Source organism: Acinetobacter ihumii (assembly GCF_900625095.1).
GTDB lineage: Bacteria > Pseudomonadota > Gammaproteobacteria > Pseudomonadales > Moraxellaceae > Acinetobacter > Acinetobacter ihumii.
In genome coordinates this window covers 472,274-491,610 of record NZ_LR130760.1, presented here as the reverse complement: position 1 = coordinate 491,610, position 19,337 = coordinate 472,274, and the positions used below count along the sequence as shown (strand labels likewise).

Annotated in this window: 21 protein-coding genes and 6 tRNA genes; 17 read left to right on the top strand and 10 right to left on the bottom strand. The window is 39.9% G+C overall.

Annotated elements, in window-relative coordinates; translation table 11 throughout:
* The first annotated feature begins 16 nt into the window (after nt 1–16).
* From mreC to E0D95_RS02250, 5 genes are all read left to right on the top strand, one after another.
* Nucleotides 17–874 (top strand): rod shape-determining protein MreC, encoded by an 858-nt coding sequence (mreC, locus tag E0D95_RS02270; RefSeq protein ID WP_130802348.1) that lies wholly within the window; start codon nt 17–19, stop codon nt 872–874.
* A complete protein-coding gene (gene mreD, locus E0D95_RS02265) occupies nt 861–1,352 on the top strand; it encodes a rod shape-determining protein MreD (RefSeq protein ID WP_130802347.1) in 492 nt (163 codons plus the stop codon). The genes mreC and mreD overlap by 14 nt, the downstream gene beginning before the upstream one ends.
* Entirely contained in the window at nt 1,340–1,906 is a 567-nt protein-coding gene (locus E0D95_RS02260) for a Maf-like protein (RefSeq protein WP_130802346.1), read from the top strand. Before mreD ends, E0D95_RS02260 begins: the two co-directional genes overlap by 13 nt.
* 80 nt (nt 1,907–1,986) lie before the next feature.
* Nucleotides 1,987–3,441, top strand: coding sequence for a ribonuclease G (gene rng / locus E0D95_RS02255; RefSeq protein ID WP_130802345.1), 1,455 nt, complete (start codon nt 1,987–1,989; stop codon nt 3,439–3,441).
* Nucleotides 3,442–3,579: 138 nt separating this feature from the next.
* Nucleotides 3,580–3,756 carry a PA1571 family protein gene (locus tag E0D95_RS02250; RefSeq protein ID WP_130802344.1) on the top strand — a complete coding sequence of 59 codons (177 nt, stop codon included), beginning with the start codon at nt 3,580–3,582 and terminating at the stop codon, nt 3,754–3,756.
* A 33-nt stretch (nt 3,757–3,789) separates the two neighbouring features.
* Here E0D95_RS02250 and E0D95_RS02245 read toward each other — a convergent pair whose 3' ends face one another.
* Nucleotides 3,790–5,187 carry a WS/DGAT/MGAT family O-acyltransferase gene (locus tag E0D95_RS02245; RefSeq protein ID WP_130802343.1) on the bottom strand — a complete coding sequence of 466 codons (1,398 nt, stop codon included), beginning with the start codon at nt 5,185–5,187 and terminating at the stop codon, nt 3,790–3,792.
* 284 nt (nt 5,188–5,471) lie between these two features.
* Nucleotides 5,472–6,092, bottom strand: a complete 621-nt coding sequence (locus E0D95_RS02240) for a phosphoadenosine phosphosulfate reductase domain-containing protein (RefSeq protein WP_130802342.1) — start codon at nt 6,090–6,092, stop codon at nt 5,472–5,474.
* Nucleotides 6,093–6,253: 161 nt separating this feature from the next.
* Here E0D95_RS02240 and thrH point away from each other — a divergent pair, with 161 nt between their 5' ends.
* Entirely contained in the window at nt 6,254–6,871 is a 618-nt protein-coding gene (gene thrH / locus E0D95_RS02235) for a bifunctional phosphoserine phosphatase/homoserine phosphotransferase ThrH (RefSeq protein WP_130802341.1), read from the top strand.
* A 68-nt stretch (nt 6,872–6,939) separates the two neighbouring features.
* Here thrH and E0D95_RS02230 read toward each other — a convergent pair whose 3' ends face one another.
* Nucleotides 6,940–8,286 carry an outer membrane protein transport protein gene (locus tag E0D95_RS02230; protein WP_130802340.1) on the bottom strand — a complete coding sequence of 449 codons (1,347 nt, stop codon included), beginning with the start codon at nt 8,284–8,286 and terminating at the stop codon, nt 6,940–6,942.
* 507 nt (nt 8,287–8,793) lie between these two features.
* Between E0D95_RS02230 and E0D95_RS02225 the strand changes: the two genes are divergently transcribed.
* Nucleotides 8,794–9,336: a M23 family metallopeptidase gene (locus E0D95_RS02225; protein WP_130802339.1), complete on the top strand. Its 543-nt coding sequence runs from the start codon at nt 8,794–8,796 to the stop codon at nt 9,334–9,336.
* Nucleotides 9,337–9,368: 32 nt separating this feature from the next.
* Here the strand turns inward: E0D95_RS02225 and E0D95_RS02220 are convergent, their stop codons facing one another.
* The 3 genes from E0D95_RS02220 to E0D95_RS02210 form a co-directional block, all read right to left on the bottom strand.
* Entirely contained in the window at nt 9,369–9,815 is a 447-nt protein-coding gene (locus E0D95_RS02220) for a VOC family protein (RefSeq protein WP_130802338.1), read from the bottom strand.
* Nucleotides 9,816–9,942: 127 nt separating this feature from the next.
* The gene (locus E0D95_RS02215; protein ID WP_130802337.1) at nt 9,943–11,118 is read right to left on the bottom strand and encodes a thiolase family protein; all 1,176 of its coding nucleotides are present in this window, start codon (nt 11,116–11,118) and stop codon (nt 9,943–9,945) included.
* A 101-nt stretch (nt 11,119–11,219) separates the two neighbouring features.
* Nucleotides 11,220–11,747, bottom strand: a complete 528-nt coding sequence (locus E0D95_RS02210) for a GspH/FimT family pseudopilin (RefSeq protein ID WP_130802336.1) — start codon at nt 11,745–11,747, stop codon at nt 11,220–11,222.
* A 383-nt stretch (nt 11,748–12,130) separates the two neighbouring features.
* Between E0D95_RS02210 and omp38 the strand changes: the two genes are divergently transcribed.
* Nucleotides 12,131–13,177 (top strand): outer membrane protein Omp38, encoded by a 1,047-nt coding sequence (gene omp38, locus E0D95_RS02205; RefSeq protein ID WP_130802335.1) that lies wholly within the window; start codon nt 12,131–12,133, stop codon nt 13,175–13,177.
* A 106-nt stretch (nt 13,178–13,283) separates the two neighbouring features.
* Here omp38 and dapE read toward each other — a convergent pair whose 3' ends face one another.
* The 3 genes from dapE to E0D95_RS02190 all read right to left on the bottom strand — a co-directional run bounded on the left by dapE (nt 13,284) and on the right by E0D95_RS02190 (nt 15,664).
* Nucleotides 13,284–14,417 (bottom strand): succinyl-diaminopimelate desuccinylase, encoded by a 1,134-nt coding sequence (dapE, locus tag E0D95_RS02200; RefSeq protein ID WP_130802334.1) that lies wholly within the window; start codon nt 14,415–14,417, stop codon nt 13,284–13,286.
* Nucleotides 14,418–14,537: 120 nt separating this feature from the next.
* Nucleotides 14,538–14,681: an entericidin A/B family lipoprotein gene (locus E0D95_RS02195; RefSeq protein ID WP_130802333.1), complete on the bottom strand. Its 144-nt coding sequence runs from the start codon at nt 14,679–14,681 to the stop codon at nt 14,538–14,540.
* A gap of 128 nt (nt 14,682–14,809) precedes the next feature.
* Nucleotides 14,810–15,664, bottom strand: a complete 855-nt coding sequence (locus tag E0D95_RS02190; protein WP_130802332.1) for a DUF1853 family protein — start codon at nt 15,662–15,664, stop codon at nt 14,810–14,812.
* 90 nt (nt 15,665–15,754) lie between these two features.
* Between E0D95_RS02190 and E0D95_RS02185 the strand changes: the two genes are divergently transcribed.
* The 9 genes from E0D95_RS02185 (at nt 15,755) to E0D95_RS02145 (ending at nt 18,497) form a co-directional block, all read left to right on the top strand.
* Nucleotides 15,755–16,114, top strand: a complete 360-nt coding sequence (locus E0D95_RS02185; RefSeq protein WP_130802331.1) for a YbaN family protein — start codon at nt 15,755–15,757, stop codon at nt 16,112–16,114.
* Between the two features lie 369 nt (nt 16,115–16,483).
* Nucleotides 16,484–17,008: a cell wall-recycling L,D-carboxypeptidase ElsL gene (gene elsL, locus E0D95_RS02180; RefSeq protein WP_130802330.1), complete on the top strand. Its 525-nt coding sequence runs from the start codon at nt 16,484–16,486 to the stop codon at nt 17,006–17,008.
* 225 nt (nt 17,009–17,233) lie between these two features.
* A tRNA-Val gene (locus E0D95_RS02175) sits at nt 17,234–17,309 on the top strand.
* Between the two features lie 23 nt (nt 17,310–17,332).
* A tRNA-Asp gene (locus E0D95_RS02170) sits at nt 17,333–17,409 on the top strand.
* Nucleotides 17,410–17,454: 45 nt separating this feature from the next.
* A tRNA-Asp gene (locus E0D95_RS02165) sits at nt 17,455–17,531 on the top strand.
* 20 nt (nt 17,532–17,551) lie between these two features.
* A tRNA-Val gene (locus tag E0D95_RS02160) sits at nt 17,552–17,627 on the top strand.
* Between the two features lie 34 nt (nt 17,628–17,661).
* Nucleotides 17,662–17,738 (top strand) — tRNA-Asp (locus E0D95_RS02155).
* A 150-nt stretch (nt 17,739–17,888) separates the two neighbouring features.
* A tRNA-Val gene (locus E0D95_RS02150) sits at nt 17,889–17,964 on the top strand.
* Between the two features lie 74 nt (nt 17,965–18,038).
* Nucleotides 18,039–18,497: a DUF2750 domain-containing protein gene (locus E0D95_RS02145; RefSeq protein ID WP_130802329.1), complete on the top strand. Its 459-nt coding sequence runs from the start codon at nt 18,039–18,041 to the stop codon at nt 18,495–18,497.
* A gap of 2 nt (nt 18,498–18,499) precedes the next feature.
* On the opposite strand, the gene E0D95_RS02140 is transcribed toward E0D95_RS02145, so the two are convergent.
* Nucleotides 18,500–19,285, bottom strand: coding sequence for a YdcF family protein (locus tag E0D95_RS02140; RefSeq protein WP_130802328.1), 786 nt, complete (start codon nt 19,283–19,285; stop codon nt 18,500–18,502).
* Nucleotides 19,286–19,337: the final 52 nt, after the last annotated feature.

The following is a 19,337-nucleotide window of genomic DNA, read 5'->3' as shown; positions in this document are numbered from 1 at the left end:
TTTTAAGGACGAGGCGGTGCAACCGAATCTTTTTTCAAGACAACCGCCATCTTTTCGCTCGTTTATCATCGCGGTCATTACATGTCTGGTAGTGCTCTTTTTAAATTGGCGCATGCCAGATGTCATTAAGCCAGCGAGGGATGTTGTTTACGCTGCGTATAATCCGATTTACGCATTGGCAAGTTATCCTGTACTGTCGCGAGAATGGCTGAACCAACAAACCAAATCTGAGGCTCAACTGCGTCGTGAAAATACCGCGATGCAGGCAGAATTGCTTCAGGCACAAGTTCGTCTACAAAAACTGTCTGAATTATCTGCTGAAAATACGCGCTTGCGTGGACTTTTAGATACGCCTTTAATTATTGATGGACGTATGGAAATTGCTGAAGTGATAGGAACGGATGCTGATCCATTACGTCATATCATTATTATTAATCGGGGTGCGACCAATCAGATTAAAGTAGGACAAACTGTACTGGATGATAAAGGCATTATGGGGCAGATCATTAATGTTTATCCTCATAGTTCGCGTGTCATGTTGCTCTCGGACAAAGAGCATTCACTTTCGGTGCGTCTGGAACGTACGGGAATGCGTGCGATTGTGTCAGGAACGGGTGATCTTGGTCGTTTAAAAATGGAATATGTACCGACCAGTGCCAATGTTCAAGTCGGCGATAAGGTCTATAGTTCTGGTCTGGGTGAGCATTTTCCAGCAGGCTATTTAGTTGGAACGGTGTCACAGGTACGTCGACATAATTCAGGTGAGTTTTCTGAAATTGATGTGACTCCCGCAGCACAGTTAGCCAGCGGACATCATGTTGTGGTTTTATTTTCTGAGTCCTTAGCGATGGAGCAACCGTATGCCGATCGCTAAATTAAAATTTGAAAAGCGTAAAGATCCACTCATCATTATTATTATTTCGATCGTGATTAGTTCGATTTTAGTGGTCTATCCTTTGTCCTATGATGTCTCAGGCTGGCGACCGATGATGATGTTTATGGTGATGCTGTTTTGGGTGCTATGTCAGCCAACATGGTGTGGGGTCTGGTTTGCTTTTGCCATGGGGTTGTTTACAGATCTATTGGTCGATTCGCCCTTAGGGCTTAATGCGCTAAGCTTTGTATTGATCAGCTTTATTGTGCGCTATTTTACCCGTGAACGAAGAATCTTAACCTTTGGGAATCTCTGGACTATTGTGATTCTTGCCCTCATCGCACATCTATTTTTTCTATGGATGGCGCAAATTATGGGTGGTTTTCACTTTTCGATTGCGCGTCATTGGCAGCCATTACTCACCAGTATTTTGTGCTGGCCGATCATTTATTATAGTTTGCGAAAATGGCGCATTTAATTTTGGCCTCAAGTTCGCCCAGACGCAAAGCACTTTTAGAGCAGTTAGGTCTGGATTTTGAAGTGATTCGTCCAGATATTGATGAGTCGCCCCTCCAGCATGAATCTGTATCTAATTATGTTGAGCGTTTGACACGAGAAAAAGCGCAGGCCATTTTGCATCAGTATCCTCAAGCAATTGTATTGGCGGCTGATACAAGTTTAGGTCTTGATGATAAGATCATTGGCAAACCAGAATCTAAAGCCCATGCTTTTGAAATATGGGCAGCGTTATCTGGACGCTGGCATGATGTTTTTTCTGGAATTTGCGTGGCAACAGCAAGCGATTTTTTTAGTGAAGTGGTACAAACACGTGTTGAGTTTCAAACTTTAAGCGATGCAGAGATGCAAAGCTACTGGTCAACAGGTGAGCCGTTGGGTAAGGCTGGAGCATATGCCATACAGGGGATTGCTGCTCAATATATTCCTCGTATTGAAGGCAGTTATAGTAATGTGGTTGGCTTACCGTTGTTTGAAACAGTACAGTTATTAAAACGAGTTAAGGCAATAGGGTAAATGTTGCATTGAGATATTAAATTTCTGCTGACGCCCTTTAACTCTGTAACAAGAATTTTTATAACATTTTGAGCTTTAGTATGTCGGAAGAACTACTTATTAATGTTACACCCATGGAGTGTCGGGTGGCATTAATTCAAAACGGAACGGTCAATGAATTATTTGTTGAGCGCACAGTAAAACGTGGCTTAGTTGGCAATATCTACACGGGAAAAGTGGTGCGTGTATTGCCGGGTATGCAGGCGGCTTTCGTCGATATTGGATTATCACGAACGGCTTTTTTACATATCAATGATATGGTTTGGTCGCGTTCACAACCAACGCCTAATGTTTTTGAATTATTACATCCTGGACAGATCCTTACTGTTCAGGTGATGAAGGATATGCTGGGCACTAAGGGCGCGCGTCTAAGTACTGATCTCTCCATTCCTTCACGCTATCTTGTCCTTATGCCTTATGGTAATCATATTGGCGTTTCGCAACGAATTGAATCCGAAGAAGAACGTGATCGACTGCGAACCATGATTGAGCGCATTCAAAAAGAGCATCAATTACCGGGCAGTGTTATTGTACGGACTGCGGCGGAAGGCATTGATGAGGCGTCTATCGCACAAGATATGTGCTACCTCGCCAAGCTGTGGGAGTTTATTCAACGTAAACAAAAAGGTGGCGTAGTCCCGAATTTGATTTTTGAAGAATTGCCTTTGCCACAACGGGTTATTCGCGATTTGGCCAATGAAGAAACGGCTAAAGTCTATGTTGATTCACGTGAAATTCATGCCAAGTTAGTTGAATTTATTGATGAATTTGTTCCGAATATCAAAGATCGACTGATTCATTATCCGGGTGAGCGTCCACTGTTTGATTTGTATAATGTCGAAGAAGACATTCAAAAAGCCTTACAGACTCGCGTTGCACTCAAGTCTGGCGGATATCTAATGATCGACCAGACCGAAGCCATGACCACGATTGATGTCAATACGGGCTCTTATGTCGGTGGTCGCAGTTTGGAGGATACGGTATTCAAAACCAATATGGAAGCCACACAGGTCATTGCACGTCAGTTACGACTGCGTAATCTGGGTGGCATTATTATTATTGATTTCATCGATATGCAAGAAGCCATGCATCGCGAAGAAGTCATGCGTCAGCTTGAAAAAATGCTGGAACGCGACCATGCTAAGACTAAAATTACACAGGTGTCTGAACTTGGTTTGGTCGAAATGACCCGTAAGCGTACACGTGAATCACTTGAGCATCTTTTATGTGAATCCTGTCCAACCTGTCAGGGACGTGGATATGTGAAAACAGCAGAAACAGTGTGTTACGAGATATTTCGAGAAATATTACGTTATACCCGCGCATTTGAATCTAAGAGTGGCTTTACTGTTGTTGCGCATCCTGCAGTCATTGATCGCTTATTAACTGCGGAAGCTACTGCTGTCGCGGATTTAGAGCATTTTGTGAATCGTGTCATAAAATTTCAAGTCGAAAATTTGTATACGCAAGAGCAATATGACATCATTTTAAGCTGAAATTGTAACAGGATTTCGCTTAATCCTTGTTACAACTGAAATTTTACTTTCGTGCGCGAATTTTAAATACTAGAGACATCCAGTAGCCAAAGACATTTTCTCCCTTTTAAAGGTCTTAGCAAGTAGAGGTTCTCTAGCATGAATGTAAGTGAAAGATTACTTGGTCAAGGTTTAAAACATGTGATTGACAGCAGCAATGTGGCAAATACATGTTATATGGTGGACGATCAAGGTAAAGAAGTACAAATTACCACCGCGATGATTCGATCTGTGTGTCATCAGCTTTTAAAACAATGTCGTACTATTAAAAAATAAGAGGCTTAATTAGCCTCTTTTTTATTTTTCAAATCAGCTTGCTGCAATCATTTCACGTTCTCTTTGTTGCATACTTTCTTTTTCTGCAATCAATTGCTCAAACCGTTGTATTTCATCTTCAAGGTGATTCAATAAGTTTTGCATACGAGGTAAGGCATTGCGACAAGCCGTTAAACCGACTTCCAGTTTATCTAGGTAGCTGGTCATGGTAATATTAAGTGCCTGACCATCCAGTACAATGGATGCAGGGTAGAGCGCATCCAGCTTTGCACCGTTCCAGTAAAGTGGTTCTCTTGGACCTGGAACATTAGAAATGACCAGATTAAAAGCCTGATGTTTCGGCATCATACCCGATAAAATATTAAGTCCCGCTGGGCCATACACCACAGCACTATAATTTAGAATTTGATCACTGGTCATGCGTTTAAAACGTTGTTTGGCATTTTGTACACTGCGACGAATGATCTCCAAACGCTCTAAAGGATCATCTTTATGCGTGGCGAGATTCGCAAGAATCATGGTAATTCGGTTGCTCACATCAGAATCATCACTGCGTAATGAGGCAGGCACCATCGCAATTAATGGTTTGTTAGGCAAACTTTGATGACTGATGAGATATTCACGCAAAGCACCGGAACATACTGCTAACACGATATCATTAATGGTGACATCCAGTGCCTTGGCAATATTACGGAAACGATCTAGTTCAAATGATTGCGCTGCAAAACGACGTGCAGAACTCACACGCTGATTGAGTATCGAGCTTGGTGCCTGAAAGCTGGAAACATAATCAGGATTACGACCAATATCTTTAAGTAAGGTTTGTGAAAGTTCCTGCATGACACGTGGTGCAGCTTCAAGTTGTCCTTTCAAACCGGTGAGGATTTTTTTGATTCTTCCAGCTTTGGGTTCTTTTAAACGTTTTGCCCGTTTGCCTTCAACACACCATGGTGGAACGATACTTCTTTCAGTCGGTTCATGCGACAGTGACTTTTCAATCAAACGCATACCTGCAACACCATCCACCATGGCATGATGAATTTTAAAATACATTGCAAAACGATTGCCTTCAATTCCTTCAATAATATTACAGGTCCATAGCGGTTTGGCACGATCAATTAAGGTGCTATGTTCCTGAGAAATATAAACCAGTAATTCACGAATACGACCCGGGTGAGGCAAAGAAACGTGACGAAAATGATGATCCAGATCAAATTCTGCATCTTCATCCCAAAACAGCCCATTGAGCCGATTATTAAACGGTGGGACAGGAATCGATTTTGATTTGCGAATATCATCAACCAGATCCTGCATAAAAGTTTCGGGGGCATTTTCGGGGATTTCAAATAAAAATAGTCCCCCTACATGCATAGGTTGTTGTCTTTTTTCTAATGACAAAAAAATGAAGTCGATTGGATGTAGTGGTCGCATAGCCTTGATTGCCTCACTGCAATTATATCAATAACCCTTGATGAGCTACGTTTTTAGAATTATAAAACGTGTGTCTAATAGATGTGTATGACTAGTATATAAGCAAAAATAAACTTAAAGCCAATAAAATGTGAGGAATGGTTGGTTTATGAGCGTGAAAAGCGATTTTATCAAGCATTCGTGATTGATCAGTTTTTTTATTGAGACAATGTAGGAAAATTAAAAGATCATTTTAATATCTTAAACCACAAGCAGCCAAATATTGGCTGCTTGACGGTGAGCACTTAATGACTTAAATGCAAGCCACATTCGCGATGCTCTTCACCTTTGGTTGGATCAAAATAGTCTTCATTGTCTGGTAGATTATGCTTTTGCATATATTCCCAAAGATCTTTTGATGTCCATTTGAGTAAAGGTGCAACTTTAATTAAACCATCTGGATTAATACTGATTGCATCCATTTCTGCACGAACAGCAGTATCCGTTGCACGCAAAGCTGTAAACCAGACTTTAGGCGCTGTTTCACGTAGAGCACGCTCAAAAGGCTCTAATTTTACTTCAGCAGTAAAAGCTTCATGTTTAGGATCATCAAGTGCAGGTACAGACCCTTCTAAGGCTTCACGATGTGCACGAGAACGCTTTGGTAAATAGGTGAGTAGATTAAGATTGAGTAATTTACTAATTTCATCCACATATTGATAGGTTGTTTCCGTATTATAGCCATTATCCATCCACACCACTTGAATGTCAGGCTTAACACGAGTCAACATGTGTAGAATTACAGCTTCAAATGGGCGGAAATTGGTCGTAACAATTGCTTTTTCATTCAGGCTTAATGCCCATTCAATTATTTTCTCAGCATCATTGCCCAATTCAGCATTGATACGATCTAGATCTAAACTCATTGCAAGGTTGCCTTATCAGATGTCAACTTATTTCATGGGCTATTATAATCCATTTTACAAGTGCCACCTGCAATAAAGCACTAATTTCGGCTGAAAAGATCGGACGTACTCGGTTTACAACATGCTAAACTAATGCAATTTTAAAATCGGCTGGAGTAAGCATGGAAATTGTTTGTTTAGACTTAGAGGGTGTTTTAGTTCCTGAAATCTGGATTAATTTTGCAAAAAAAACAGGAATCAAAGAATTAGAAGCGACGACACGAGACATTCCTGATTATGATGTTTTGATGACGCAACGTTTAAATATTTTAAAACAGCATGGTTTAGGCTTAAATGATATTCAAGCGGTAATTGCTGATATGGGACCATTACCGGGTGCCAAAGAGTTTGTAGAGTGGGTACGAACACATTTTCAGTTAATCATTCTTTCCGATACATTTTATGAGTTTGCACATCCATTGATGCAACAACTGGGATGGCCAACAATTTTCTGTCATAAATTAGAGACAGATGAAAGTGGGATGATTAATGCATATAAACTTCGCCAGCCTGATCAAAAGCGTGAAGCAGTAAAAGCCTTACATGGTTTGAATTTTCGTGTGATTGCAGCAGGGGATTCTTATAATGATACGACCATGCTGGGTGAAGCTGATCATGGTTTTCTGTTTGATGCACCTGAGAATGTGATTGCTGAGTTTCCACAATTTCCAGCGATTCATGGTTATGATGCTTTAAAACAAGCCATTCGTTCAGTTTCTCAACGTGATATTCCAGTTTGATCATTCTACTTTGATAAAACAAAAGGCGCATTTAGCGCCTTTTGTTTTAAGTAATAGAAGTCAATGGATTAGAAGCGATAACCGATTTTTAAGCCATACGCAAGAGCATCATTGTCTGTAAATTCTGCGACATAATCACTGCCACCTGCTTGTGCACCAGTTTGAGCTTTAGCATCACCCAACCAGAAATATTTAACACCACCAGCAATAAAGTAGTTTGGCGCTGGACTAAATTGCATGCCTATACCAACATTCCAGTAACCTTCTGTTGGTCCTAGAGTCGAGACAGGATTGCCTGCACCAGAGTCCCAACCTACTGAAACATTCCCAGCCCATTTGTCATTAAGTTTACGACCAACACCGACATTAGCAGACCATTGGTCATCTGAATATTCAACTAAGTTAAAACCATTCGGACGGCTTACTAATGGTCCAACTGCTTCTGAAGCTTTACCAAATTTATAAGGTTGAATAGAGAAATCTTTCCAGTTCACCCATCGTACGTTAGCAAATGCAACAGTATTAGCCATGATACCTGTTTGGAAATCAAGGTTAACTGATTGAGGTGTGGTAATTTTGGTTTTGCCAGATGTACCATTAGCTACAACAAATTTACCAATAGCATTAGCGATTGCAGCTTGTTGCTGAGGTGGTAGGCTACCTAAAACACCATTTAGTGCACCAGATCCAGCAGCAATGCCCAACGGAGTGGCAAGACCAAGATTTTCATCAGCTACGAAGTTGTGGTCGATTTCTGAGCGATATGTAATCGAAGCTTTTAAAGCAATTTCTGGAATTTGAAATGCTGCTCCAGCCAACCAGCCAGCAGATGAATCTTCTTTAATATTTGCATCATAACCATTAAAAACACTGTAAGCAGAACCTCTTAAACTTACATTTCCTTTAATGGTTTGATAAACTCCACCACCATAAATATTAAAATTTTCAGTTGGTTGGAAGCCAACAATCATAGAAAGATTCTGAGTATCTACTTCAACTTTTGTTGAACCTGTTGTTGAGCCGTTAATTGCTGAAGTGGTTACAGGCAAAGAACTTAGAAGTCGGTCATTTGGGTTGGCGACAAAAACGTTATCACCCGAATATTTTGCATCTGCTCCAAATGGTTGATCATATATCACACCAAAAGAAAAATGAGGGGTGAGCTGTAATTTTAGGGCTGCATTATAAAATTGATAATCATCGCCCATATCACTGACATCACGTCGGGTTAAAGAACTGCCAGCTTCTTTACCAGACACATCTGGATCTAGTATAGAAATGCCTGCCTCAAAATAATTACCCGGCTGTAGAAATGAAGATATGGACTGACCTGAACGATCCAAAGCTGCTGCGAAAACCCCTGTCGCAGGCAGTGATGCCAAAACAATGGCTGTGGTTAAATACTTTAATTTCATTCTAATCTTTCCTTGAACTTTTAAAAAAGTTTTATTGCTTATTTCCAAGCATTTACACTACTTACTCAGAAGTAGTTGATTTAAATGTAGAAGCCAAATTTACTCCATGCAACAAAAATAACACAATTAAAATAAGAGTAAATGCTCTATTGGGTTTTGTAGAACAAAAAAGTGAATTTTTTTATTTGCAAGCTTATTTAATGATTTTATTAAAAAAAGGATTTTCAATAAAATATTTTTTTAAAAACAATTAATTAAAATATTTTTGTAATAATTACTTTATCTTTTTTGTCAAAAAAAATAGACGCTACAGTCAAAGTTTTTGTGTAAAAAGTATGAACGTTTAGCCTGAAAGAAAGTTTGAATTTTACATTCTAAGCTTGATTTCGACTATTTCAGGTTTATGTTTAAGCTTATATTAAGTTTTCTAATATGTATCTGCGTATGCGGTATTGCTTAGAATAACGTTAAGATGAATTTCTGAGTAATTTATTTTAGCTATTTAAAATGTCAAATATAAAAATTTTTAGCTTTTTATTGATCGTTTTTCTTACAGGATGTGAACCGATTGCTTCAGGTGAATCTGTTGGTGTGCAGTATCCACTCAAATATATGCAGTTAATGCAATCAGATTTACCAGATAAAGTCATGATTCCAGTTCAAGGGGTGAATTCACGTCAAATTCAAGATACATGGGGAGCTGCACGCAGTGAAAATCGTAAACATGAAGGTGTCGATATTTTTGCTCAACGGGGTACTCCAGTTATGAGTGCAACTCAGGGAATTGTCTCAAATATTGGGACAAATAGTTTGGGTGGGCAGGTCGTATGGATTCTAGGTCCTGATTTAAGTCGACATTATTATGCTCATCTTGATGGATATGCCGAGCAAATTTCGGTGGGAAATTGGGTTGAAGCTGGGGAGTTAATTGGCTATGTTGGCAACACAGGAAATGCAAAAGCTACTCCACCACATTTACATTATGGTATTTATTTAACAGGGCAGGGTGCGGTCAATCCCTATCCTTATTTAATGACCACACATAACTAAAATGTACAACTTGTTTCTAAAGCTGAATGATCTTATTCGTCAAAAAGCTGGCAATTCACCATCCATTTCACACCAAATTGATCTGTAAATGCGCCGTATAATGCATCCCAGAAGGTCTTTTGCATAGGCATTTCAATTTGTCCTCCTCTTGATAGGAGATTAAATAGACGTCGGGCTTCGAGCTCATCATTGACCAAATTAATCGAAATATAGTGATTGTTACCTTTGTTTAGCACTGCATTTGCTGGACTACAAAATTGCTCATTCATGTCAGAACCCATGAGAACTGTTGAGTCGTTAATGGGCAGCGAAACATGTAACACTAGATTTTTTTGAGATTCAGAGAGGGTTACTGCTTGTTCTGTGGGAAGATCGCCATAACGAGTCAGCATTGAAAATTGTCCGCCAAAAATAGATTGATAAAAATTAAAAGCGGCTTCTGTTTCGCCATCGAAATTGAGATAATGATTCAATTGCATGATGTTATCCTGATTATTTTTATTAAACACAGGATTAATTTAATCAAAAAATGGCTGAAGAAACGTCTAATTTTGTATCCAGAAAATTAAAAATCCCGCTTAAGCGGGATTGATAACATAAAAAGCTTTAGATCAATTCAATTGCAACGGCTGTTGCTTCACCGCCACCAATACAAAGTGCAGCAACACCTTTTTTACCACCAGTGCGTTTTAGAGCATGAATAAGCGTCAGAATAATACGCGAACCAGTAGAACCCACTGGATGACCTAATGCACATGCGCCTCCATGGATATTAACTTTCTCTACATCAAGTTTAAAATCATCAATCGCACACATGGTCACCATAGCGAAGGCTTCATTAATTTCCCAAAGGTCAACGTCTTGAGCATCCCAGCCTGCTTTTTTAAGTACTTTATCAATTGCTCCAACAGGGGCAATGGTAAATTCAGAAGGATGTTGTGAATTTGAAGCTGTTGCAACAATTTTCGCCAATGGTTCTAATCCGCGTTGATGAGCAACTTCGCTGGAAGTTAATACTAAAGCAGATGCTCCATCTGAAATTGAACTTGCATTTGCAGCAGTAATCGTTCCATCTTTTGCAAATGCTGGTTTTAAAGTTGGGATCTTATCTAGTTTAGCATTCAGCGGCTGTTCATCTTGATCAATTGAGACTTCGCCTTTACGCGTTGAAAGTGTTACAGCCACAATTTCGTCTTTGAAGTAACCTTCGGTAATTGCAGTTTGGGCACGTTTTAATGAACGAATCGCAAAATCATCCATTTGTTCGCGTGTATAACCGCGGGTATTGGCCATGTCTTGAGCGAAAGAACCCATCAGACGACCTGTTTCTGCATCTTCAAGACCATCCAGAAACATATGATCCTTAATCTCACCGTGTCCCATACGGTAACCCGCACGTGCTTTTGGTAAGATGTAGGGTGCATTGCTCATCGATTCCATGCCACCAGCGACTACGATTTCAGCACTACCTGCCCGAATCATGTCAGAAGCTTGCATAACCGCTTTCATTCCCGAACCACAAAGTTTATTAATAGTGACCGCGCCCGTAGAGTCTGGTAGACCTGCTTTACGCATTGCCTGACGTGCTGGACCTTGTTTTAAACCCGCAGGAAGGACGCAGCCCATGATGACTTCTTCAATATCGGTGACTTGTAAACCCGAACGAGTAATTGCTTCCCGAATTGTTACTGCACCAAGATCAGGGGCTGTTGAATTTGTCAATGAACCTTGAAAACCACCCATTGCAGTACGTGCGCCGTTAACGATGACAATATCAGTCACAATCCTCTCCTATATGCACTTTAGATTTTGACATTAGTATATTCAAAAAATAACGGATTCATGGCTTTAGAATAGACGACTAGTTAGACTCATCAGTTCATTTAGCAAGCGTTGGGTTGCTCAACTCTGGATTGTCCCATTCTACTTAGAACTAAATTTTGATGATGATTATATGATGAGCAGTAACGGAAAGTGCCATTTGAAGCAATCGGTAAGCCAACACTACCTTCAAACACCAGCATAGAACTCCTCATTCTTTGATTAGTGCCTGCACCGCGCCAAGTTAATGCACCATATTTTAATGGCATCGTCATGCTTGAAAGAATTTGTTCATCACGGTCATAGCTACGATTTTTATTTTGATCGATAAAAAGCATATAGCCATTTGACCAGTCTGAATTACATTCATCAAACGTGCTGGTTGCACACAAAATGATGTTCTGTCTATAAAGCAAAGATTCTTGTTTTGCTTTTTGTATATGAAGTGTGAGGGTTTGAGGCACCTGTTTTGCTTCTTGAGATGCCATATATCGATGATAAGAAGGCAATGCGAGACTGGTAATAATGGCGATAATTGTCATTACAACGCTCATTTCTACAAGCGAAAATCCGAAAATTTTATTGTTCATGGTAAAGATACGTCCATCTTCTGTAACTTTTTTTGTTTTTTAACAGTCAATTAAGCACATTGTATTGAAAAAATTATTAAGTTGAAATATTTATTACCTAAGCGTTTTAATACTGTTAAAATAAAGAAAGCGTGAAGATAAGCTATTCATGAGTACACGTTGAGTAAATCGTTACGGAATTACAACGGAAATTGTAAGTAATTTTGTCAATAATTTACTTGATTAAAGTTATCAAGCACTTGGAAATCAGTTTAAGTGTTTGTATGATTCAACGTGAGTAGCTTAAAAATAATACTGGGGTATATAAAAAGTTATCTCAGGGCCATAAAAATTTTAGGCTGAGCTTGAATAACAAACAATTTGTTTATCTCTGGAGGATATCCATGAAATTGAGTCGTATTGCACTTGCTACTATGCTTGCTGCTGTTCCATTCGCTGCTGTAAATGCTGGCGTTACCGTAACTCCTTTATTGCTTGGTTATACATTCCAAGACACGGAGCACAACAACAACAAGCTAACTAACGGACCAGAGCTTCAAGACGATTTATTCGTTGGTGCGGCACTGGGTGTTGAATTAACGCCTTGGTTAGGTTTCGAAGCTGAATATAACCAAGTAAAAGGTGATGTAGACGGTTCTATCGCTGGTGCTGAATACAAACAAAAACAAATCAATGGTAACTTTTATGTAACTTCTGATTTGATCACCAAAAACTATGACAGCAAAATCAAACCTTATGTGTTGTTAGGTGCTGGTCATTACAAATATGAATTTGATGATGGCGTATACCGTGGTGCTCCATGGAAAGGCAATAGCGAAGAAGGTACTTTAGGTAATGCTGGTGTTGGTGCATTCTGGCGCTTAAACGATGCATTGTCACTTCGTACTGAAGCTCGTGGTACATATAACTTTGATGAACAATTCTGGAACTATACTGCACTTGCAGGTTTGAACGTAGTTCTTGGTGGTCATTTGAAACCAGCTGCTCCAGTTGTTGAAGTTGCTCCAGTTGAGCCAACTCCAGTTCAACCTCAACCACAAGAGTTGACTGAAGACCTTAACATGGAACTTCGTGTATTCTTTGATACAAACAAATCAAACATCAAAGATCAATATAAGCCAGAAATCGCGAAAGTTGCTGAAAAGTTAGTTGAATACCCTAACGCAACTGCTCGTATCGATGGTCACACAGATAACACTGGTCCTCGTAAGTTGAACGAACGTTTATCTCTAGCTCGTGCTAACTCTGTTAAATCAGCTCTTGTAAACGAATACAACATCGATGCAGCTCGTTTATCTACTCAAGGTTTCGCGTGGGATCAACCGATTGCTGACAACAGCACGAAAGAAGGTCGCGCTATGAACCGCCGTGTATTCGCTACAATTACTGGTAGCCGTACAGTAGTCGCTCAACCTCAACAAGCTCAATAATTTGAGTTTGTGAAAAAAAGCAGCTCTCGAGCTGCTTTTTTTATGACTTTTAACTATGGAAATGAATATTAGAAATAAACTAAAGAAGATTCTCTTAAATTCAAAACTAGGCTAATAATTGAACGAGTATTTCTTCGTAAATTTCAGCCAAAGGTTCTAAATCAGCCACATTGACATGTTCATTAATCTGATGAATTGAAGCATTCAACACACCCAATTCTAGAACTTGCGCGCCAGTAGGTGCGATAAAACGACCATCTGAAGTTCCACCACTTGTCGATAGTTCTGCTGTAACGCCTGTAACTTGATGAATTGCATTTTTTGCTGCATTGACCAACTCACCTACAGGTGTAAGAAATGGTAAACCAGATAATGTCCAGACAATGTCATACTCAAGACCATGACGATCCAATAACTCAGTGACACGTTGCTTGAGTTGATCTGCGCTTAACTCAGTTGAATATCTAAAATTAAAAGTGACTTCAACTGTGCCAGGAACCACATTGGTTGCCCCTGTTCCAGCATGAATATTCGAGATTTGAAACGTGGTTGCTGGAAAGTATTCATTACCTTTATCCCAAACCGTTTCTGATAGTTCGTAGATTGCTGCAGCGGCTAAATGGATTGGATTACGCGCCAGATGCGGATAAGCAACATGTCCTTGTTTACCTTTAACCGTTAAAACGCCATTGAGTGAACCACGGCGTCCATTTTTGATAATATCACCGAGTTGCTGCGTACTAGAAGGTTCACCAACTAAACACCATGTAATCTTTTCTTGGCGCGCTTCTAATGTTTCAATGACTTTTACCGTTCCATTAATAGACGGACCTTCTTCATCTGAGGTAATGAGATAAGCAATTGAACCCTTATGATCTGGATGTTTTTTTACAAAACGTTCCGTCGCGATGACCATGGCAGCCAAGGCCGTTTTCATATCTGCTGCACCACGTCCATACAGCGTTCCATCGCGAATTTCAGGTTGAAATGGAGCTGATTGCCAAGCCTGTAAGTCGCCTGTAGGAACTACATCTGTATGTCCTGCAAAACAAAATACGGGATCTTGAGTACCACGACGTGCCCATAAGTTATCAACGTCTTCAAAGCGCATATGCTCGATGTTAAAACCCACTTGAGCAAGCCGATTGGCCATAATATTTTGACAATTGTGGTCAATGGGAGTGACAGAAGGCTGACGAAGAAGTTCTAAACTGAGGTCTAAGGTGGCTGAAGAAGTCATAGCAAATTTATAAGCAGTTGAAATAAAACTGGACGTTATAATAGGCTAATCTGATCTTGATAGATATGTAAAAATAAAAAAACCTTATCAAGAGATAAGGTTTTTTTAGAATAGAGATAGTTACATCTTATTCTGTGTTTTTTCGGCAGTATTAGATACAGCGTCGCCTGCTTTAGACACGTCCTGACCCATACCTTTAAAAGTATTACAACCCGTTAAAACAAAAGCAACCATGACTGATGCAACTAAGATTTTTTTCATCATCTATCTCCACTTTAGATTTAATTCTGATGTACTTAAAAGATTAAAAACTAATCGTAAAAATAAACATGAGTGTTTGATAGTAAATGTGTTAAAAAGTGTTTCAAGAACTAATTTTTCTTGTAAATAAGTTATTTATAGGTCAGTAAATGTTGTCGATACATATAATATTGAATTTGAGACGTCGGGTTAAAATATAATCCGTTGGTCCACCAAATTGCGTCCGTTGAGGATTGGAATTGATGAGGACATAACCATTCTTGCCGAGTCAGACGGGTGTAACCTTGTTTAATCTGATTTCCCCATTGCCCAAGTCGTCTTTGCGGTTGAATCCATGCTAAATTCATATCCGTTTGTAACCGATTTTCTGGCATATAAAGCTGACCTTTAAGTACTGCATAGCGTTTTTGAATTTGGTACTGATCAACTTGTTCAAACTGAAATTGTCGCTGAGTAAAATGAGTAAGTTTTTTAGATAATGTGTCATCGCGGTTGAGCCCAAACCAATACGGTAAAGAAAGGTCTGCTTCACCTAAATAATATTTTAAGGCGACCTCCCAGTGTTCAATTTCCTTGGTAACACCATTTAAAACCACAAAATCAAGTTCACCTAATGTTCTGGAGCCTTGTATCTTTTGGATGCTATGACCAATGAGCTGGTAAGGGTGATAGTCATGATCCTGTAACCAAAACCAGAGCAAATATTCAAAGCGTAAGCCTAAGCGAGTACTTTTCAATTGATGAAGGAAATCCAGCAATGCTTTAGGATGACGATCCAGATGGATTAAACGAGGATAATAATGTTCAAACTGTACGCGCCAGAAATGCGGTGAATGCAGGCTAAAATCCTGCTTTACCTCAAGTTGGTCTGGGATGCGTTGAAGAATATTTGGACTGGCAATACAAAATGCGAGTTGTCTTACATCTGGTTGTTTAAACTGCAACCACGGTTCAAAATATTCAGTCATAAAAAGAGAGTGGGGCATAACCACCTGATGTAATAATTGAAAGGGGACTAAGCAAACATGATCTAAAACTTTTATACTAGGCGCGCGTAAGCGATTTTAGGATTCAATATGAAAACGTTGTTTTGGCGAAGCCTAGTAGTGATATTTATCACACTTGGTATTATTGGTGCAATTTTACCAGGTATGCCAACAACTGTTTTTCTGATTCTTGCCGCATGGGCAGCTTCAAAAGGCTGGCCACAAATGGATGCATGGTTACTTAATCATCCTAAATATGGTCCAACCTTAAGAAATTGGCGTGAACATGGTACGGTTCCTCGTAGAGCTAAATGGATTGCTAGTATCATGATGCTCATCAGTGGCATTGTGATGTTGTTTACCAATGCACCATTTTGGGTAAAAGTTTTTACTGATAGCATCATGTTGATGGTGGCTATATGGTTATGGCTACGCCCTGAGCACCGTTAAAAAAGCACCGCTTTAAGGCTTTCTTAGGTGCGCAAGGCGAGGACTATGTCCGAGAGAAACTGTTAAAAAACTTAAAGTACCGCTTTAAGGCTTTCTTGGGTGCGCAAGGCGAGGACTATGTCCGAGAGAAACCGTTAAAAAACTTAAAGCACCGCTTTAAGGCTTTCTTAGGTGCGCAAGGCGAGGACTATGTCCGAGAGAAACTGTTAAAAAAACTTAAAGTACCGCTTTAAGGCTTTCTTGGGTGCGCAAGGCGAGGACTATGTCCGAGAGAAACTGTTAAAAAAACTTAAAGCATTGCTTTAAGGCTTTCGAGGTGCGTCCGCCCTTACAAACTTTTATGCTTGGATATCCAGATAGAGAAATACAATGTCGTATAGCTTAGAACAGGCAGATATTCTGATTGATTTAGAACAACAGCTTTTATATTTGCCCAAACATCATAAATTGTATTTGATTTCTTCAGGTAAAAATGGAATAGGTGAACAGGAAAATTCAGGTAAAACACCTCGTGGTTGGCATCAAATTGCAGAAAAATTCGGTGAAAATTTACCTGTGAATATGGTCTTTATCGCCCGACAGCCAACAGGTGAAATTTACTCGCCTGTTTTGGCGCAACAATATCCACAGCGTGACTGGATTTTATCTCGAATTTTGTGGTTAGACGGCTTGGAGTTAGGCTTTAATCAAGGTCAAGGCTGTGATAGTAAACAGCGATATATTTACATTCATGGAACGCCAGATACTGAACCTATGGGTATTCCTGTTTCCCATGGTTGTATCCGTATGCGTAATCAAGATGTGGTAGATGTGTTTGAATTGATTGAACAGGGGGCGTTGGTTTATTTATCTGAATCGAAAATTGAACAAGTTATGCCCAGATATCAGGATTGATGTTCTTTAAAAAGTATTTTAAAGGTCATCTGCAGTGAAGTATTGCTTTGAAAAGATGTCAAATAAGCATTTGATGTTTAAATAAAACACAGAATTTTCAGGTTTTTCTATCGAATCACCTATTTTTTAATCATTCAAGCTGGATTTTGAGAAAAGAACAGGAAAAGCGTTTGACACGCTGATTAGATTCTCTATAATGCACCTCACAAACGATGAAGACGTTAAGGGCGCTTAGCTCAGTTGGTAGAGCGTCTGCCTTACAAGCAGAATGTCGGCGGTTCGATCCCGTCAGCGCCCACCAAGCCTTTACGTTAAGACTTCAGTGCAGCGGTAGTTCAGTTGGTTAGAATACCGGCCTGTCACGCCGGGGGTCGCGGGTTCGAGCCCCGTCCGCTGCGCCACTTAAGTTTTAATATCGTTTGCCACAATAGTGACTTTGTGAAAGTGCAGCGGTAGTTCAGTTGGTTAGAATACCGGCCTGTCACGCCGGGGGTCGCGGGTTCGAGCCCCGTCCGCTGCGCCACTTTTTACAAACACTCTTGAGGGCGCTTAGCTCAGTTGGTAGAGCGTCTGCCTTACAAGCAGAATGTCGGCGGTTCGATCCCGTCAGCGCCCACCATATATGTGACCTATACTTTTTAAAAGTATTATGTGCAGCGGTAGTTCAGTTGGTTAGAATACCGGCCTGTCACGCCGGGGGTCGCGGGTTCGAGCCCCGTCCGCTGCGCCATTTTCTTAATTCCCTGTTTAAGAAAATGAATTTCAAGATTACGATATTTTGTTTGTGGTCTTGGTCAACAAATGAGTCGAAATTGGTCAGAAAAATCTTGGATTTTTCTCTTGCGTTCGGGAAAAGCGATGCTTTTCTAATCCTCACTCAGGGCGCTTAGCTCAGTTGGTAGAGCGTCTGCCTTACAAGCAGAATGTCGGCGGTTCGATCCCGTCAGCGCCCACCATATCTTCTTTATCTTGATTTTAATCTTTGTTTTTCATAAGCTTGAGCTTTATTCTGCTCTATTATTATTAGAATATGCGAAATCCTTATCACCGTCATTCATTGACTCAATCCAGTGCTGCATTGAATCCTAAAGATTTATATAAACAATTTATTGAAACCATTGTTTTACAAAAGCATGTTATTGGTTTGTATGATGATGGCTGGGCATTATGTTCTACACCCAGTGGTCAACAAGCATGTGCGGTCTGGCACAGTAAAAATCTAGCCAAGTTATTGCAAAAAGGAAGTTGGCAGGCTTATCAGGTGGAAGAAATTTCACTCTTAACGCTGGTACAAAATCTTATTCCGTATTTACGTGAACAAAATACCTTACTTTCTTTAAACTTAACGCCAGAAGGGCAGAATTTATTGATTAAGCCCGAAAGTTTTTTGGCGGATATTAAAAAGTTTCTCTATCAGCTTTATCTACAAAAGCCTGAAGCTTTTGCTGATTTGCAGTTGCCTTTGCCACGTTCTATTCGGCTAAATTAATTTCAGTATTCATTCAAGATCCAACCACTTAAGTAAGCAAAATATTCTCGCAACCATGCGTTGTAACGGATCAGAAGTGGCGTGGGTGCAGAAATCATATAAACATTCGTATAACCTTGTTTTTGGGCGATGGCTTTGGCGCGAACAGTATGAAAATCACTGGTGACAATGGCAATTGGATCATTTAACTGAATTTGATGCTGCTTTAGAATCATCTGACTATTTTTTAAATTCAGCTCGGTACTGGTACTTTGGTCTTCCAGTGCGAGTTGTGTGGATGATATCCTATGCTGTTGTTGTAAATACTTCGCCATAATCGCGGCTTCGGTTTGTGTTTCTCCAAAGTCTAATCCTCCAGTCAGGATCACCAACGCATGAGGTTGGCTTTGGGCAATTGGAGCGGCGGTATCGAGTCGTTTGGCCAGTGCGGCTGATGGTTGACCATTTTCAATACCGCTGCCCAGTACAATGATGGATTTTACAGACGGGATAGATGGGCTATTTTGGATTTGTATAGTGAGAAAGCTAAAAAATGCAAAAAGGGTCACGAACCAGACAATGAATATTCCCCATCCAACCTGCCAAAGTTTTTTAAGCTGGGTATGTTGGTGCAACCATCGTTGAATTTGGGCATAAAACAAAGCGTAAATGCAAAAGATAAAGCCGATAAGCAGAGGTAAAATCACTCCTAAATGAATTTTTCGATAGGATAATAGTAAGATTGCATCTGCAAATAAAATCAAACCGATAATAAATAAACCAAGACGTATAAAAAAAGTTGCGGACATATCAAATGTTCTGCTGCGAAGTAAGATGTTTATATGAATGCAATCAACTTTA